The organism is Thermomicrobium sp. 4228-Ro, assembly GCF_026241205.1.
GTDB lineage: Bacteria > Chloroflexota > Chloroflexia > Thermomicrobiales > Thermomicrobiaceae > Thermomicrobium.
Map to the genome: position 1 here is coordinate 572,785 of NZ_JAPFQM010000001.1, position 15,756 is coordinate 588,540.

Annotated in this window: 13 protein-coding genes and 2 tRNA genes; 13 read left to right on the forward strand and 2 right to left on the reverse strand. The window is 65.9% G+C overall.

Features of this window, described 5'->3' with window-relative positions; translation table 11 throughout:
• The first annotated feature begins 26 nt into the window (after window positions 1–26).
• Together OO015_RS02915 and dnaG are read left to right on the forward strand one after the other, a co-directional pair.
• A complete protein-coding gene (locus OO015_RS02915; protein ID WP_265939615.1) occupies window positions 27–1,097 on the forward strand; it encodes a deoxyguanosinetriphosphate triphosphohydrolase in 1,071 nt (356 codons plus the stop codon).
• Between the two features lie 4 nt (window positions 1,098–1,101).
• Window positions 1,102–2,952 (forward strand): DNA primase, encoded by a 1,851-nt coding sequence (dnaG, locus tag OO015_RS02920; RefSeq protein WP_265939617.1) that lies wholly within the window; start codon window positions 1,102–1,104, stop codon window positions 2,950–2,952.
• Here the strand turns inward: dnaG and selA are convergent.
• Both selA and OO015_RS02930 read right to left on the reverse strand, forming a co-directional pair.
• Window positions 2,945–4,363: an L-seryl-tRNA(Sec) selenium transferase gene (selA, locus tag OO015_RS02925; RefSeq protein WP_265939618.1), complete on the reverse strand. Its 1,419-nt coding sequence runs from the start codon at window positions 4,361–4,363 to the stop codon at window positions 2,945–2,947. The genes dnaG and selA overlap by 8 nt on opposite strands.
• A gap of 50 nt (window positions 4,364–4,413) precedes the next feature.
• A tRNA-Pro gene (locus tag OO015_RS02930) sits at window positions 4,414–4,488 on the reverse strand.
• Window positions 4,489–4,591: 103 nt separating this feature from the next.
• Between OO015_RS02930 and OO015_RS02935 the strand changes: the two genes are divergently transcribed.
• The 11 genes from OO015_RS02935 to OO015_RS02985 all read left to right on the forward strand — a co-directional run bounded on the left by OO015_RS02935 (window position 4,592) and on the right by OO015_RS02985 (window position 14,353).
• Window positions 4,592–4,665: transfer RNA gene (locus OO015_RS02935), tRNA-Arg, on the forward strand.
• Between the two features lie 94 nt (window positions 4,666–4,759).
• Window positions 4,760–6,070, forward strand: coding sequence for a glycosyltransferase (locus OO015_RS02940; RefSeq protein ID WP_265939619.1), 1,311 nt, complete (start codon window positions 4,760–4,762; stop codon window positions 6,068–6,070).
• Window positions 6,071–6,078: 8 nt separating this feature from the next.
• The gene (locus OO015_RS02945) at window positions 6,079–6,789 is read left to right on the forward strand and encodes a B3/4 domain-containing protein (RefSeq protein ID WP_265939621.1); all 711 of its coding nucleotides are present in this window, start codon (window positions 6,079–6,081) and stop codon (window positions 6,787–6,789) included.
• A 612-nt stretch (window positions 6,790–7,401) separates the two neighbouring features.
• Window positions 7,402–8,310, forward strand: a complete 909-nt coding sequence (gene dapA, locus OO015_RS02950; protein WP_265939623.1) for a 4-hydroxy-tetrahydrodipicolinate synthase — start codon at window positions 7,402–7,404, stop codon at window positions 8,308–8,310.
• Complete coding sequence (gene dapB / locus OO015_RS02955) at window positions 8,310–9,089, forward strand: 4-hydroxy-tetrahydrodipicolinate reductase (protein WP_265939625.1); 780 nt, start codon at window positions 8,310–8,312, stop codon at window positions 9,087–9,089. The genes dapA and dapB overlap by 1 nt, the downstream gene beginning before the upstream one ends.
• A 111-nt stretch (window positions 9,090–9,200) precedes the next feature.
• Window positions 9,201–10,127: an LLM class flavin-dependent oxidoreductase gene (locus tag OO015_RS02960; RefSeq protein ID WP_265939627.1), complete on the forward strand. Its 927-nt coding sequence runs from the start codon at window positions 9,201–9,203 to the stop codon at window positions 10,125–10,127.
• A 150-nt stretch (window positions 10,128–10,277) separates the two neighbouring features.
• Window positions 10,278–10,658, forward strand: coding sequence for a hypothetical protein (locus OO015_RS02965; RefSeq protein WP_265939629.1), 381 nt, complete (start codon window positions 10,278–10,280; stop codon window positions 10,656–10,658).
• A gap of 68 nt (window positions 10,659–10,726) precedes the next feature.
• Window positions 10,727–11,365 (forward strand): SCO family protein, encoded by a 639-nt coding sequence (locus OO015_RS02970; RefSeq protein WP_265939631.1) that lies wholly within the window; start codon window positions 10,727–10,729, stop codon window positions 11,363–11,365.
• A gap of 3 nt (window positions 11,366–11,368) precedes the next feature.
• Complete coding sequence (locus OO015_RS02975) at window positions 11,369–11,986, forward strand: SCO family protein (protein WP_265939633.1); 618 nt, start codon at window positions 11,369–11,371, stop codon at window positions 11,984–11,986.
• A gap of 40 nt (window positions 11,987–12,026) precedes the next feature.
• On the forward strand, window positions 12,027–12,698 hold the full coding sequence (locus tag OO015_RS02980) for a copper chaperone PCu(A)C (protein WP_265939635.1): 672 nt from the start codon (window positions 12,027–12,029) through the stop codon (window positions 12,696–12,698).
• Between the two features lie 218 nt (window positions 12,699–12,916).
• Window positions 12,917–14,353, forward strand: a complete 1,437-nt coding sequence (locus tag OO015_RS02985) for a thrombospondin type 3 repeat-containing protein (RefSeq protein WP_265939637.1) — start codon at window positions 12,917–12,919, stop codon at window positions 14,351–14,353.
• The last annotated feature ends 1,403 nt before the right edge of the window (window positions 14,354–15,756 follow it).

Sequence of the window (15,756 nt, forward strand, 5' to 3'; positions counted from 1 at the left end):
CACTTCGGAAGCGAGGGGAAGGCACGGTGAGCACCGATTCGGTCGCGTCCATCCGCGAACTGCTCGAGGCGCGCGAGGAAGCCTGGCTGCATCCAGCCGGCACACGCAGCCGTGGCGCGACGCGCCCGCGGGCAGAACCGGAATGCCCCTTTCGCACCGCCTTCCAGCGTGACCGGGATCGGATCATCCACTCCAAAGCGTTCCGTCGCCTCAAACACAAGACGCAGGTCTTCATCGCACCGAGCGGTGACCACTTCCGCACTCGGCTCACGCATACGCTCGAGGTAACGCAGATCGCTCGCACGATCGGTCGCGCCTTACGTCTCAACGAGGATCTCATCGAAGCGATCGGACTCGCTCACGATCTGGGTCACACCCCATTCGGGCATACCGGGGAGCGGGCGCTCGCAGCTGTCTTCCCCGGCTTCCGCCATAACGAGCAGAGTTTGCGCGTTGTCGACCGGATCGAGCGGGACGGCCGAGGGCTGAATTTGACCGATCCGGTACGCGACGGTATCCTGCGCCACTCGAAGACGATCGAAAGCATCTCCAGTCCGGTCGCTGGCTGGCCGCGCACGCCCGAGGGGCAAGTCGTGAAGATCAGCGACGGCATCGCGTACATCAACCACGATCTCGACGACGCCCTCCGCGCCGGCGTCATCCGGCTCGAAGACGTGCCGCGGGACATCCTCGATACGCTCGGCTGGACACATGGTGAACGGATCCACCGCCTGGTGGCCGACGTCATCGCCACCTCCCAGCCACTGCTCGACGCACCTACCAGCGAAACAGCGGTTGTCAGGCTCTCTCCCGACATGGAAGACGTCGCCAATCGCCTGCGTCGCTTCCTCTTCGAGCGGGTCTACGAACCCCTCAACCAGCTGGACTCGACTCGGAAGGCCGAGCGGATCATCCAGTTCCTCTTCGAGCATTTCGTCCGCCACCCGGAGGAAATCCCGGCGGACTTCCGCTCAGCCCTGACCGATGAGCCGGTCGAGCGTATCGCTGCCGATTATGTTGCGAGCATGACCGACCGCTTCGCGCTGGCCTGCTTCGAAGCGATCTGGGTGCCGCGCTTCTGGTCGTTCCTCGGGTGAGACGATGGCACGCGAAGACGTCGAGCGGGTACGAGAAGCCATCGATATCGTCGAACTCATCGGGAGCAGCATCCACCTGCAAAAGGCCGGAAAGAACTTCAAGGCGCTCTGCCCGTTCCATCAGGAAAAGACGCCCTCCTTTTACGTCTTTCCGGATACACAGTCCTTTTACTGCTTCGGTTGCGGCGCGAGCGGCGACGCCATCACCTTCGTCATGCGCACCGAGCAGCTGGGTTTCCGGGAAGCACTGGAGCGGCTGGCCGAGCGAGCCGGTATCACGCTTCAGTCGTACCGCACCCAGGAGCACGAAGGAGACGAGCGACGCCAGCGACTCCTCGAACTCAATCGCCTAGCCGCTGCCTGGTTCGCCCATATTCTCTGGTCGACCGCTTTCGGCGAACCTGCTCGGGCCTATCTCGATCGCCGCGGCGTCGACCGGGCGACAGCCGAACGCTTCGGACTCGGGTTCGCGCCCGATGCTCCGGCGGCATTGCTCCGCTACTTGACACAGCGTGGTGCAACGGTCGACGAACTCGTCCAGGTCGGTCTCGTCGTGCGACGCGACGACGGTTCGGTCGTCGATCGCTTTCGGAATCGCGTGATCTTCCCGATTCGGGATCGGCAGGGTCGCATCCTCGGTTTCGGTGGCCGGACGCTCGGTGATGTCCAGCCGAAGTACCTGAATTCACCGCAGACACTCCTGTTCGACAAAAGTAGCGTGCTCTACGGGCTCGATCTCGCCGAGGAGGCGATCCGCGCCCAGCGTACCGCGATCGTGGTCGAGGGATACCTGGATGCCATCACTGCCCACCAGTTCGGGTACACGAATACCGTCGCCTCGCTCGGCACCGCACTGACGGAACGGCAGGGCAAGCTGCTCCGCCGCCTGGCTGATCGGATTCTCCTAGCCCTGGATGCCGACGCTGCCGGGAGGCAAGCGACACTGCGCGGGCTCGAACTCCTGCGTACCGCGCTCGCTGACACCGAGCGGCCAGTCGCCGATCCCCGTCAACTCATCCGGTTCGAGCGAACGCTCGGCATCGAACTCGCGGTCGTCGTCCTGCCGGAGGGTTTCGACCCGGACGAGCTGATCCGGCAGGATCGTGCCCGCTGGGAGGCAGCACTCACTCAGCCAGTACCGCTCGTCGACTACTACCTCGATGCCGTGCTGGGGTCGCAACCGCCGGCACACCCGCGGGCAGCGGCAGAACTCCTGGAACGCGTCGCACCCCTGCTGCTCGAACTCGGCGATCCGGTGCAGCTCGACCTGTACACCCGTGTCGTCGCGTTCCGTCTGCGCCTACCCGAAGAGACGGTACGGCGGTTCCTCGCCTCGTACCGCCGTCGACCAGCCAAGACGAGCACCACCGCGAACGGCCAGCAGCCCAAGCAGCGACCACTGACGACCGAGCAGCAGTTCGTCGCACTCCTGCTACGCTACCCGGACGCCGCCGTTGCCTTCCTCGACGAGATCGATCAGGAGAGCCTGCTCGACGTGCGCCATCGTGAGATCGTGGACACGCTCCGGCGCACACCGAGCCAGCTCGACCCCAGTTGGCCCGAGGACCTCGCCGACTATGTCACGTTTCTCCGCGAACGAGTCGCCGCGCAACCCGACCTGCCGCTGCCGCTCGCCCGACAAGCGCTGCGCGATGCGCTCCGTCGGCTCCGCCGCGAACGGCACGACGAGCGACTCCGCTCCCTCCTGAGCGACGTGCGTGCCGCCGAGCAGAGCGGCGATCGGGCAGCCTTGCGGAACGCGCTGAAACTGATCGAGGCACTCAAGCAGCGCTTTCCGGAGTTCTATCCAGACCGTAGCCCCTATTTCCGCGACACGCGCGACCCGGTCACGTGATCCCGAGGGCGCGCCGGATCGCCGTGACGAGCACCCTGTCCTGTTCGGGAAGCACGGTCCGGGCATCGAGCATGAGGCGCTCGTCCTCCACCCGACCGATCACCGGAGGACGACCGAGCCGAAGGCGCCGGGCGAACTCCTCGAGCCCCAGTCCGTAGCGAGCCTGCAGACTGACCGCAGGGATCGCCAAAGCGACGCTCGGCAGCGTCTCGCCGGGAAGCGACCCACCCCCGACCGTCGCCTCGGTCGCGACGACCGAACAGTCGACCGACGCAGCGAGTTCCGCGGCCCAGTTACGGCATCGCTCTTCCAGTGCCGCAACGGGTGCAGCGATCATGCGCCAGACCGGTATTTTCTCCATGGCTTCACCGCGCACGTAGTGCCGCAACGTTGTGGCGAGCCCAGCGAGGGCCGTCTTGTCAGCACGGATCGCCCGGGCGAGCGGGTGCCGCTCGAGACGCTCGATGAGCGACCGCCGGCCGACGATCAGTCCCGCTTGCGGCCCACCCAGAAGCTTGTCGCCCGAAAAACAGACCAGGTCGGCACCAGCTGCGATCGCCTCCTGAACGGTCGGCTCGTGCGCGAGCCCGAACTGTGCCGTATCGAGCAGCGCACCGCTCCCCACATCCTCGATCAGGAGCAAGCCGTGCGCGTGGGCCAACTCGGCCAGTTCCTCGAGCGACGGCTGGTGCGTGAACCCGATGATCCGGAAATTGCTCCAGTGGACGGAGAGAATCGCTGCCGTCTCTTCGCTGATCGCCGCCTCGTAGTCCCGAACATAGGTGCGGTTGGTGGTGCCGACCTCGACCAGTCGCGCACCGCTCTGGCGCAGGACGTCCGGAATCCGGAAACCGCCGCCGATCTCGACTGCCTGGCTGCGCGACACCAAGACAGCACGACCGGCACAAAAGGTGCTGAGCACGAGCAGCACGGCCGCAGCATTGTTGTTGACAGCCAGCCCGGCTTCAGCACCGGTGAGGAGGGAGAGCAAGCGGCTGATCTCGGCCATTCGCCCACCGCGCCGCCCGGTTTCCAGTTCGATTTCCAGCGCCGTGTACCGCCGGGCAGCATCGGCCATAGCCTGCGCTGCTTCTTCACTGACCGGTGCGCGGCCAAGATTGGTATGGATCACGACACCGGTCGCATTGATCACCGGTTCGAGACGGGGTCGAGCCAGCTGCTCGAGCTCCCGGAGAAGAGCAGTGAGCACGTCACCGGCCTGCCCGGTCGTCAGGATCGTCTGGCGAGTCGCTGCGAGGACTTCCTGGATCACGGGCACCACTGCTCGCTCACCGAGCTCGTCCACGAACGGCCGCACCGCGGGATGCTGGCACAGCGTCGAAACCGCCGGAAGGCTGCGCAACAGCCGTTGTCGCTCCGCATCGAGCGCACCAGCTGACGAGCGATCCATCGTGACGCTCCTGCTGCAGACGAAAAAGGCCGGCGGAGCCGGCCTACCTGTCGGGGAGAGAGGATTCGAACCTCCGACCTCCGCGTCCCGAACGCGGCGCGCTAACCGGGCTGCGCCACTCCCCGCTCATCCGGCGGGAGTATAGCACAGGCACAACGCCACCGGCAAGCGATCGCCTGGCGCATCCTCCAGCGCGTCGGTTAGAATTGACGATGCGCTGGGTGTTCTGCCCGCGTAGCTCAGGGGAAAGAGCCGGGGCGTCCTAAGCCCTGTGGTCGGGGGTTCGAGTCCCTCCGCGGGCGCCGCGATCGCGTCCAGCCGCTCGCCACCGGCACGGGCGTCGGTGGCATTCTTGCTTACCAGCCGGCTGGAGCGCGAGAAGGGAGCCACACGGCGGTGCAAACCGAACTGGAGCGGAGTCGGTTCTTTCCGAAGCCCGCTATCGAGCGGGTCGCGATGATCAGCGTCCACACGTCTCCCCTGGCACAGCCCGGAATCGGCAATGCTGGTGGCATGAACGTCTATATCCGCGAACTCAGCCGTCATCTCGCTGAACGCGGCGTCGAAGTCGACATCTTCACGCGACGCGAGGACCCTGCCACCCCGGCGGTCGTCGAGCCACGTCGCGGCGTGCGCGTCTACACGCTGGACGCCGGCCCCGCAGCTCCGATCGCCAAAGATCAACTGTTCTGTTATCTACCGGCCTTTGTCTCCGAGCTCGCCTACCAGGTCTACCGCGATCGGCGCTCGTACGACTGCATCCATGCGCATTACTGGCTTTCCGGTTGGGCTGCCTATCTCTTGCAGCGCTATTGGAACATCCCGTTCGTTCAGATGTTCCACACGCTCGCTGCCCTCAAGAACGCCGTCTCCTCTGGACCGCTCGAATCGGTCCTCCGACTCCAGGTCGAACAAGGGCTGGCTCGTGTCGCCGACGCGATCATCGCGGCGAATCCCGACGAGCGCTCGACGATCGAGCAGCAACTCGGGGCAACTGCTGCAAGCGTGTGCACCGTGCCACCCGGTGTCGACGCCGAACACTTTCGCCCGCTCGACCGCGCTGCTGCCCGCGCGGTGCTCGGCATCGAGCCAGGTCGACCGACTGCGCTCTTCGTCGGGCGTATCGACCCGATCAAAGGGATCGATGTGCTCCTGCGGGCCTGGCAGCGTGTCGTCGCAGATCTCTCGCACCAGCGGCCGCTCCTGCTGTTTCTCGGGGGAACATTCCAGACCGGTTCCGGCGCACCGCGACCGGACGACGCGCTCGCCCGCGTCATCGCTGAAGCAGCCAGCCTCGGTCTCGGCGAAACGATCCGATTCGTCGGGTCGCGGCCGCAAGAAGAACTCCCGCTCTTCTACAATGCTGCCGATATCTGTCTGATCCCCTCGTTGTACGAATCGTTCGGTTTGGTCGCCGTCGAAGCCATGGCCTGTGGCACACCGGTCGTGGCGAGCTGCGTCGGTGGGTTGCGATTCAGCATCGAGCACGAGATGTCCGGGTTGCACGTGCCACCAGCGGATCCCGAGGCGTTCGCAGCCGCAACGATCCGGGCACTGACCGACCACCAGCTCCGGTCGCACTTGCAGGTCGGGGCGCGACAGGCGGCGCTCCGGTACTCCTGGCACCGCGTCACGACGATCGTCGCCCGCGTCTACGAGCGCGTGGCCCGGCGCGAAGCATTGCACCCCTGTTGTGCTGGTCCGTGAGGGGAGCGATGAGCCGGTTCCGGATCGCACGGGAGGTCTTCGAACGGTTTCCCGACTATCTCGTCGTGGTGCTCGTGGTCGAAGCGCTCGACAATCAGCGAGCGCCCGAGCAGGCACGGGCACTCCTCAGCGAGAGCATCGCGCAGGCACGCGAGCAGTACGGTACTCGCGATCCTAAAGATCTCCCGGCGATCGCTGTCTGGCGCCACGCGTTCCGCACCCTCGGTTGGTCGGCGAGCACCTACCAGAGTTCGGTCGAGGCGCTCCTGCGGCGGACGCTCAAAGGCAACCCGCCGCCGAGTATCAACCCAACCGTTGACCTCGTGAACGCTGCCTCGCTCCGTTTCCTCGTTCCGGTCGGTGCGCACGACCTCGACACAGCCCCGGAGGGAATCACCGTCCGGCCGAGCGAGGCCGGGGATCGCTTCCTCCCCCTCGGGGAGGGAGAACCGGAAATCCCCGAGCCCGGCGAGATCGTGTACGCCCACGACCACGAAGTGCGAACGCGCCGTTGGGTCTGGCGGCAGAGCCGGATCGGTCTCGTAACCCCCGAGACGCGACGGGTCTTCGTCCCGATCGATGCGTTCCACGGGGTCACAGCAGACGCTGCTCTGGAGGCTGCCGAGTGGCTCGCGGCACAGTTCGAGCGGCTCTTGGGGGCAACCATACGCCGTGACCTCGTCGACCGCGCTCGGCCTGAGATCGTGCTGGAGCGCTGACGCTTCTTCTCAGCATCGTCACCCTAACACGCGCTGCAGTCGCTGTGTGCCTCACCACACGCACCGGAGCGCGCTCGACACGAGGGCACTCTGCCCAAGGAATATTCCGTCCAGCGGAAGCGGTAACCAGCGTCGAGTGGAACGCCGCTCGCTCGCACGACAGCGAGGCGACGGCTCGCTCCGCCGGCACGGCGACGGTTCTGCCGCCCGGGCGCTTGCGACGTCGTGACACGATCTCCGCCCGATGGACCTGTTCCAGTATTCGTGGGCACGCTGCACCCACAACCTTCTTGACAAGACGATGCAGAGCTGCTAGCATGTGCAGGGTGGGGCTCACTGGATCGGAGTACGTGCCCATGACCGACGGTAGGCGAGCCCAGACGATCTCGCAGTACGCCGCGAGCTGGTCTGCCCAGTTCCTCGTTGTACCCCGTCGTGTCTATCCGCTGAAACGCCATTCCCCCGTTCGGTAGTTCCTCCAACGCACGAGCCAGACTGCGCGTCCGACACCGATCCCGGTGGACGTTGCGGCGTGGAAGCCACGCCATAGTGTGCCATCGGAAGACCGGAGACCGTGTTTCGACGTCGGTGGATACTGACGAGGGGGATGGCATGCTCGAGGGAACGTTCGTCGCACTCATCACGCCGTTCACGAGCGAAGGGATCGACGAGCGAGCGCTCGCTCGCCTCGTCGACTGGCTCATCGATCAGGGAGTCGACGGCCTCGTTCCGTGCGGGACGACCGGCGAGACACCCAGCCTCACCGAAGACGAGTGGCGGCGAGTCGCTACACTCGTCATCGAGCGCGCGGCGGGGCGCGTCCCGGTCATCGTCGGTACCGGCACCAACTCCACCACGACCTCGATCGCTCGGACGCGAGCGGCGCGGGAGCTGGGCGCTGACGCCGCGATGGTCGTGACGCCCTACTACAACAAGCCGCAACAAGAGGGACTCTTCCGGCACGTCGTCGCTATCGCGGACGCGGTCGACCTTCCGCTCGTCCTTTACAACGTCCCAGGCCGAACCGGCGTCAACCTCGCACCGGAGACCGCTCGGCGGATCGTCGAGCAAGCACCGGTCATCGCGATCAAGGAGTCGAGCGGATCGCTCGACCAGGTCAGCGAACTCGTCCTGGCACTCGGCGACCGTTGTGCGGTGCTGAGTGGTGACGACTCGCTGACGCTCCCCATCATCGCGGTCGGGGGCCGGGGAGTCATCTCGGTCGTCGCCAACGTCGCACCCCGAGCGATGTCGGACCTCGTCCGCGCTGCGCTGCGAGGAGATGTCGAGCGCGCTCGGGCACTCCACCACGAACTCTTCCCCTTGGCCCGGGCCTTGTTCCTCGAGACGAATCCTGTTCCCGTCAAGGCGGCTGCCGAACTGCTCGGGCTGTGCAACGGTTCCGTCCGGCTTCCGCTCGCTCCGTTGAGCGAAGGCAATCGCCAGTGGCTCGCGCATGTGCTGGCCACTTGTCCCCACACGGCACCACTGCTGGCCAATCGTCTCGGGGAGGCCGCCTGATGCTCCGGATCGGCGTCATCGGCATCACCGGGCGAATGGGTCAGGCGGTCCTCGACGTCGCGGCGGGCACTCACGACATCGCGGCGGTCGCTGGCTTCGTCCGCCCCGGCCGGGATACCACGGCCCTGCGACGATCGCTGCCACCGTCCCTGCTCCTCACCGATGCACTTCCCGATCTCATGCGCCTCGTCGACGTGGTGATCGACTTCAGCCATCCTGACCTCACGCTGGCCGCAGCGCGAGCTGCGGCTGCATCCGGCGTGCCGCTGGTCACCGGTACCACTGGTCTCGCTGAGGCACACCGAGCTGCCCTGTGCGAAGCGGCACAACATGTACCGATCGTCCATGCTGCGAACTTCAGTGTCGGAATTGCCGTGCTGCTCCGTCTCCTTCCCGAACTGGCGCGGACGCTCGCAGAGTGGGACATCGAGGTGATCGAGCGGCACCACCGGGCCAAGCGCGATGCGCCGTCCGGCACCGCCATCAGGCTCGTCCAGGCGATGAGCCGCGCGCGGGCCGAGACACCGCTGACGTACGTCTACGGGCGCGGACCGGGCGAAGCACTGCGACAACCGGGCGAGGTCGGACTGCATGCCGTCCGCGCCGGTGGCGAAGTGGGACGACACACCGTTCTCCTCGCCAGCGATGACGAGGGACTGGAGATCACGCACTGGGCACAGAGCCGTCGCGCCTACGCGCGCGGTGCGCTCGAGGCAGCGCGTCGCATACGCAACCGGCCGCCTGGTCTCTATAGCTTCAGTGAGCTGCTTTTCAGCTGATACCCAAGGTTCTCCCAGCCCCGCTGGGTGTCGCCCGACGCTCAGCGGGGCTATGCTTTCGCTCGGCTGGAGAACAGGCGGGCAACGATCGCGCAGGGAAGGGGAAGAGCCGTGCGGTTCGGGATCCATGTCGGCCCACAGAACACGACGATCGACGAGCTCCGCCGGCTGTGGCAGTTCGCCGACGAGCATGGTTTCGACTGGTTTTCCGTCTGGGACCATTTCTATGCACGCACGTCTGACCGTATCCCCCACTTCGAGGCCGTGCCTCTCCTCGCGGCGATCGCTTGCGACACGCAACGCATCCGCTTCGGGTGCATGGTCTTCGCCGTGCAGTTCCGGAATATCGGCCTTCTCGCGAAATCGATCGTGACGATCGACCACCTGAGTGGGGGACGACTCGAGGTCGGCCTCGGCGCCGGCTGGCACGAGCCGGAATACCGGGCTTTCGGCTACCCGTTCTTGCCGGACCGCGAACGGCTCGACCAGCTCGAAGAGGGGATCCAGGCGCTGCGCCGTCTCCTGCAAGAGGACGCTGTCACCTTCGAGGGGCGTTGGATCCAGCTCCGCGAGGCACGCGTCCTGCCCAAGCCGGTGCAGCCGCGGTTGCCGCTGTGGATAGGCGGCGCGGGGGAACGCCGCACGGCTCGTATCGCTGCCCGCCATGCCGACGGGTGGAACATCCCCTATGTCGATCCCGAAGGCTTTCAGCGCAAGAAGGCAGCGCTCGAGCACTGGTGTACCGTCGAGGGACGCGATCCGACCACGATCCGGATCGCCGTCCAGGTCGGCCTGTACATGGCACCGGAGGACGACGAAGGCGCGGTGGCCCGCCTGCGCGAACGGCTGGCCGAGCAAGTCGGGCCCCAGGCACTCCAGCAGCCAGGGTGGCTCGTCGGTGGCCCGACCGCGGTCGCCGAGCAGCTCGCAGCCTACCGCGAAGCCGGAGCCGACTGGATCAACCTGACCGTCCGGCCCCCGGTCGATTTCGCGGCGCTCGAAGCCTTCGTCGAGCACGTCATGCCCGCCTTTCGCTGAGTGCCCGCAGCGGCCTCACTAGGCAACGGGCTCGGCTGGTGTACGGCGACCGTACTGGACCGAACGCCGCGCACCGCGGTGGCTGACCTGGAAACCGGGGACGACACAACCGTAAGATTACGTCAGAGATGAGCCGCGCACGGAGGCGCGATGCGGACGATGCCTACTCTCTTTCCACTGCTTCCAGGGTTCCTGCTCATCGTCGCGCTCTCGGCTGCGCTCCTGACGCCGACGGACTGCTCGTGCGGCGCGGAGCTTCCGCACCCGCACGCGTTGTTCGAGCTGCCTGGCCACACCCACACGCATCGTCACGGTCCGTCTGCTGGGACCACGCACGGCGCCGAGCAGCCCAGCGGGCCGGTCCTCACCCTGCCGGCCGGACCGCTCGCCATCGCGAGTACGCTCCCGATCCTCAGTGCATCGCTCCTCCTCCTGACGTTCCTCGCCACCGAGTGCCGGTCTCACGCGCCTGACTTCCTCACTCCGGACGGCGTGACACTCGTCCCGCTCGATCCGCCACCGCGCCGGTAGTCTCGGGCGGAGTGTCGTTCGTCACCTGTTTCGTCCAGGTGTCTCAGTCATATCGGAGCTGGTGAGAGATGGTTCGCCGTATCGCGCTCGTCATCGTGTTGCTCGCCGCGACGTTTTCCGTCGTCTGGAGCGCGCTCGCCGCGCCGCGCGTCCTGCCGCGACTCCGGGTCGCACCCGGGTTCGGCCTGGTCGACGCAGCGGGAAATCGCGTCTCCAGCGACGACCTACGCGGGCAGATCGTGCTGGTCACCTTCGGACCGGTACGCTGCGACGAGCGCTGCACGGAGTGGAGCTCCCGCCTCGCCGAGGCGTTGGCAGGGGATACCAGCGGGCGCTCGATGCGAGCGATCTGGATCGTGACCGAACCGAGCGATGCCACACGCCTCGCGACGCTCCAGCGAGAACTCGCCACATCGGGTTTCCCCTGGCTCGTCCTCGGAACGAGTGATGAACGCGAACTGGAACTCGTTCTCGCTGGATTCCGGGTTCCCCGGCAGGTATCGCAGCACGGTACCACCGTCGACCCGGTGCTCGTCGTCGTCGATCCGGTCGGTATCGTCCGGGCCGAATACCGGACGGCTCCGACCGCGACGGTGCTTCAGGGTGACCTCGCGGCGCTGGCTCAGGAAATCCGGAACAGCCGAGGTGCGCGCCGGTACCTCTACGAAGCGGCCCATCTCTTCACCTGCAACCTCGGAGGAGCATGACCGATGCCGACTCGACCGTGGCTCCGTCGACTCGTCTTCGCCGAACTCATCGCGATCGCCCTCGTCCTGCTCGTCACCGGTTGGTTCTACTGGCGATCCCGCGCCACGACACTGAACGGGATCGAACTCGACCCGCCGCAGGACATCCCGAGCGTCACGCTCCAGGGGAGCGACGGGCAAGCGCACACGCTCGGCGATTTCCGAGGGAAGCTCGTCGTCGTCTTCTTCGGCTACACGCACTGCCCGGACGTCTGCCCGACCACCGCTTCCACGATGGCACGCGCTCGAGCCCTCCTCGGGAACGATGCCGGTCGTGTCCAGCTCGTCTTCGTCTCGGTCGATCCCGAACGGGACACGCCCGAGCGGTTGGCGGGCTACCTCGCCAAGTACGACCCGACCTTTCTCGGGTTGACCGGTGACGAGACGGCGATCCAACAACTCGCGACCGCCTTCGGTGTCCACTATGCCAAGGTCGAGTCGAACTCGGCACTGGGCTACCTGGTCGAGCACACGTCGTCGACCTTCGTGCTCGACACGGAGGGACGCCTCCGTGCCGTCCTGCCCTTCGGACTGACACCGGAGCAAGTGGCGAGCGACCTCCGCGCACTGCTGAAGTCCTGAAAGACCAGCCGGTACAGGAAGGTTGCGAGGAGGGATCGCGATGCCATGCCTCTCGTCACTGCGGGCCAGCTGGCTCGCCGGAATCGTTGCTGCGCTCGGGTTACTGGTTTCCGTCGCCTGCGGGAGTGCAGCCACCCCCACACCGGCGCCTGCACCGTCACCGACGCCGATGGCCGCCAGCACACCCGAAAGCTCAGCAGCGACCAGTCCGGCACCGACAGCCGCACCGACACCCACCAGCGCTCCGACACCGACGATGGCGATGCAGGCAACGCCGACCATGGGACACGGCATGCATGGCACCCCGACAGCGATGGGCACGCCATCGGTGCAGAACGAATTCCGGAGCGACTCGCTCGTCATCCGCAACGTCTGGGCGCGCGCAGCCAGCCAGGCCGACGGTGTGAGCGCGGTCTATATGGTGATCGAGAACGCTGGCGACCAGCCGGACCGGCTGCTTCACGCGCACTGCGACGCTGCGCAGACTGTCGAACTTCACGAAACCACGATGGAAGGCGGCGTGATGAAGATGCAGCCGGTCGACGGGATCGACGTTCCCGCGCACGGATCGGTCGAGCTGAAGCGGGGCGGCCTGCACGTCATGCTCATCGGTCTCACCCGCGATCTCAACCCCGGGGACGAACTCGAACTCGAGCTGCATTTCGAGCACGCCGGCCACGTGACGGTTCGGGCAATAGTGCAAAAACCATAGGATTGCGCCCGACAAGGAGTCGCCACTGTTGCGGGGGCGAGCATTCGCCCCCGTATTCGCCTGGGGAAGCAGGATCTCGCACCCGCGTGCGCAAAACCAAGCACCTGCGCACCGCGGTACGCAACCAACTACCGCTTGACAGCCGATTCGGGTCTGCTAGAGTATGGACGAGGTGGTGAAGTTCGGTGCCAGTTTGCACGGTGTGCTTGGACGTGTCCATGCGCCACTGCGCGAGTCCATCGCGAAACCGAGCGCTCGCGATCCTGTTGCTCCTCACCATCCTCGTCGCTGCTTGCAACCGGGCGACGTCGACCCCGACACCAGCGTCACCCTTGCCGCAACCGGAAGGCTGGAGGGCTGTCGGACCGAGCGCACCGCTCGACCCCACCCAGACGACGTCCGTGCACCTGCGCCTGGAGGTCCCTCCGGAGTCGACGGTCCGGTCGGTCGAGCTGCGCCTCGTGGCGCCCAACGGCGAGCAGGTGCTCGCTGAACAGTATTCGGTGAGTCTGGGGCAACCGCTCGACATCGAAGTGGACCTCCACGATGTGGGAACACCGGTCGCCCCGGGCACCTGGCGTGCGGAGTGGGTCGATGCCGACCAGCCCGACCGGATCCTCGCGACGGTATCCTTCCGTGTCCAACCCTCGGCGGCGATCGCCTGGCAGACCAGCGCACCGCGCCAGCCAGTCCCGGCTGGGGACTGCCGGTCGACCCGCCCGATCGTGGAACTCGGCATCCGCGCGCGACAGGCCGAGCCAGCGCAGCAGCTGCCCGTCTATGCCGTCGTCACCGCGCCGAACGGACAAGAAATCGTTCTCCGCCCCATCCAGACGACCGGTGACGACTGGGGAACGATCCGTGTTTCCCTCTGCAGCATCGTCCCCGAGACCAGCCAGGTCGGGACCTGGACCGTTCGCTGGTATCGGAGCGATGCGAGCACACAGCCGATCGCGACGGATCGCTTCCAGGTTACGCTTCCTCCGACACCGACGCCCACACCGTTGCCCACGCTCGAATGGCGCGTTCCCACCGAGCCGGTCCAGCCGCAGGATTGCGGAGCGACCGTCGATATCCAGGTCAGGAACGCAGCCGGAACGGCCGGGCAGCGCGTCGCGGTCGTCGTGCAGGCCGTCCCGCCGGGTAAGAGTCCGGTCGACCTCGCCACGGTCGAACTCCAGGGAACGGACTGGACGACGGTCGGGCTCACCTACTGTCAGGTCGCAGGCGGCAACGCCATCGCGGGTACCTGGACAGTCCGTGCAGTCGATGCCGCCTCGCGCCAGGCCGTTCTCGGCCAAGCGACCTTCGAAGTGCGAGCGCTCCCAACACCGCCGCAGCCGGCGCCTCCGCCACCACAACCACGACCGCAGCCGCAACCACAGCCCCAACCGCCGCCACCGCCGCCATCAGCCGATACCGACGGCGACGGCCTGCCCGACGACGAGGAGTTGAGTTTCGGTACCGACCCGTACAACTCGGACAGCGATTCGGACGGCCTTTCGGACGGTTCCGAGGTCTATGTCTACGGAACCGACCCTCGGAAGGAAGACACCGACGTCGACGGCTACTCCGATTTCGACGAGATCCTGGTCGGCAGCGATCCGTGGGATCCCTGCAGTCCCTGGCAGTTCGCCTACAACTGCCAGCAGTAGGAGAGGAAGATTACGGTACGGACACGTTCCAGCGATCGCGGAATCGACCGTCCAGCGAGACGATCGACCGTGTCCGATGGTTGGGCCACTCAGGTCTGCGAATGGTCCAAGTTGCAGAGAGGCACCGCGCAGCAGAACCTCGACAGTCAAACCCTCGAGCGACGGCTTTCCGAAGGCCGCCTGTACCAGTCGCGTTCCAGCGGACGCACCGAAATCGAAGGATACCTTTCCCCCTTGCCTTCTTCGAACAACTTTCCGATGTCCTCGAGGAGGAGTTCAGGCACCAGACGGGGGCGGACGGGGACGGCATGTGCCTCTGAAGATTCTGGAAGAGGAAGGGCCACACGATGCTGCTGATCGAGCATCAGGCGTCGTGCGCTGTTCTCTCGCAGACGAGGCAGGCTAGTCCAGGATTCGCCGGCAGGCCGGGAGTCTGGGCCAATAGTTCACAGGTACAGTGCAGGCTTCCGCCCGGTTCCCGCCGAGGAGTGATCGCACAGAGATCCCGGATGGCTCGACAGCCTTCCACCCCGGGGCCGAAGGGGAGATCGGGAACGCTCCGGCTGAGAACCAGCTCCAAAACAGGAATCCCCGCTCCCGAGGGAGTCACCAGGCAATCTCGATACTCGGTGCCGTGCCAACGCAATGGCTCCAACCATGATGCGAACCGCACGGGGCGCATCCAGCCTGCTGGGCAGATGGATCGGTTCCCTTGCCCGCGCAGGAGAAATTCTGGTAAAAGGTAGAGCCCCGTTTCGATCGATCGGTGAGGTCTTGCGGTACAGGAGACACACGTCCGATAATGCAGGGACCCGACAGGGGACGAAGGGGGCGAGAGCCTTCCCGGCAGCCACGACTCGACCGAGTTCCAATCCCTATTCGGCGAGGGAAGGCTTTGTCACGAGGGAGACAGGGGGGATCCTCTCTCGTCTTTTCTCGAAAACGGCCGATGCGCTGTGGGGACGGATCGGCTCGAGCACACGAGACGATACGGACGAACCACCTGAAGCAGCGGTGCAATATCCTCTGCAGCGAGGAGATGCCCTCGCGGACGAGAGCGGAGACACTGGTTATACTCCTGGCTGGAACCATCAGGTCTCGGGTATATCCGACCATAACCATCCTCACCGAATGCGCAGGAGAATCAATGTGATTGCACCCAGTTTCTACACGAACCAGCTTCGGGCTCGGCTGACTTTGCCTGGCTCGGGTCCGCGCACCGGCTATGCAACCGGTATTCCGAATCTGGCACGCATGTGTCGGAGCGCCTGCTATCCCTGGCCCACCCCACGACGAACAGCGCGGGATCACCCGCAGGTGACAGGTGTTCGACGAGAAACTCGGCATGGAGAAGCCGCACGAGGCGGTGCTCGAAACGCTCTTCGAACCACCACTCCTCGACC

Excerpts from the sequence above, each read along its gene's own strand:
- dnaG (WP_265939617.1), top strand. The coding sequence starts at position 1,102 with ATGGCACGCGAAGACGTCGAGCGGGTACGAGAAGCCATCGATATCGTC.
- selA (WP_265939618.1), bottom strand. The coding sequence starts at position 4,363 with ATGGATCGCTCGTCAGCTGGTGCGCTCGATGCGGAGCGACAACGGCTG.
- OO015_RS02945 (WP_265939621.1), top strand. The coding sequence starts at position 6,079 with ATGAGCCGGTTCCGGATCGCACGGGAGGTCTTCGAACGGTTTCCCGAC.
- dapA (WP_265939623.1), top strand. The coding sequence starts at position 7,402 with ATGCTCGAGGGAACGTTCGTCGCACTCATCACGCCGTTCACGAGCGAA.
- dapB (WP_265939625.1), top strand. The coding sequence starts at position 8,310 with ATGCTCCGGATCGGCGTCATCGGCATCACCGGGCGAATGGGTCAGGCG.
- OO015_RS02965 (WP_265939629.1), top strand. The coding sequence starts at position 10,278 with ATGCGGACGATGCCTACTCTCTTTCCACTGCTTCCAGGGTTCCTGCTC.
- OO015_RS02970 (WP_265939631.1), top strand. The coding sequence starts at position 10,727 with ATGGTTCGCCGTATCGCGCTCGTCATCGTGTTGCTCGCCGCGACGTTT.
- OO015_RS02975 (WP_265939633.1), top strand. The coding sequence starts at position 11,369 with ATGCCGACTCGACCGTGGCTCCGTCGACTCGTCTTCGCCGAACTCATC.
- OO015_RS02980 (WP_265939635.1), top strand. The coding sequence starts at position 12,027 with ATGCCATGCCTCTCGTCACTGCGGGCCAGCTGGCTCGCCGGAATCGTT.
- OO015_RS02985 (WP_265939637.1), top strand. The coding sequence starts at position 12,917 with ATGCGCCACTGCGCGAGTCCATCGCGAAACCGAGCGCTCGCGATCCTG.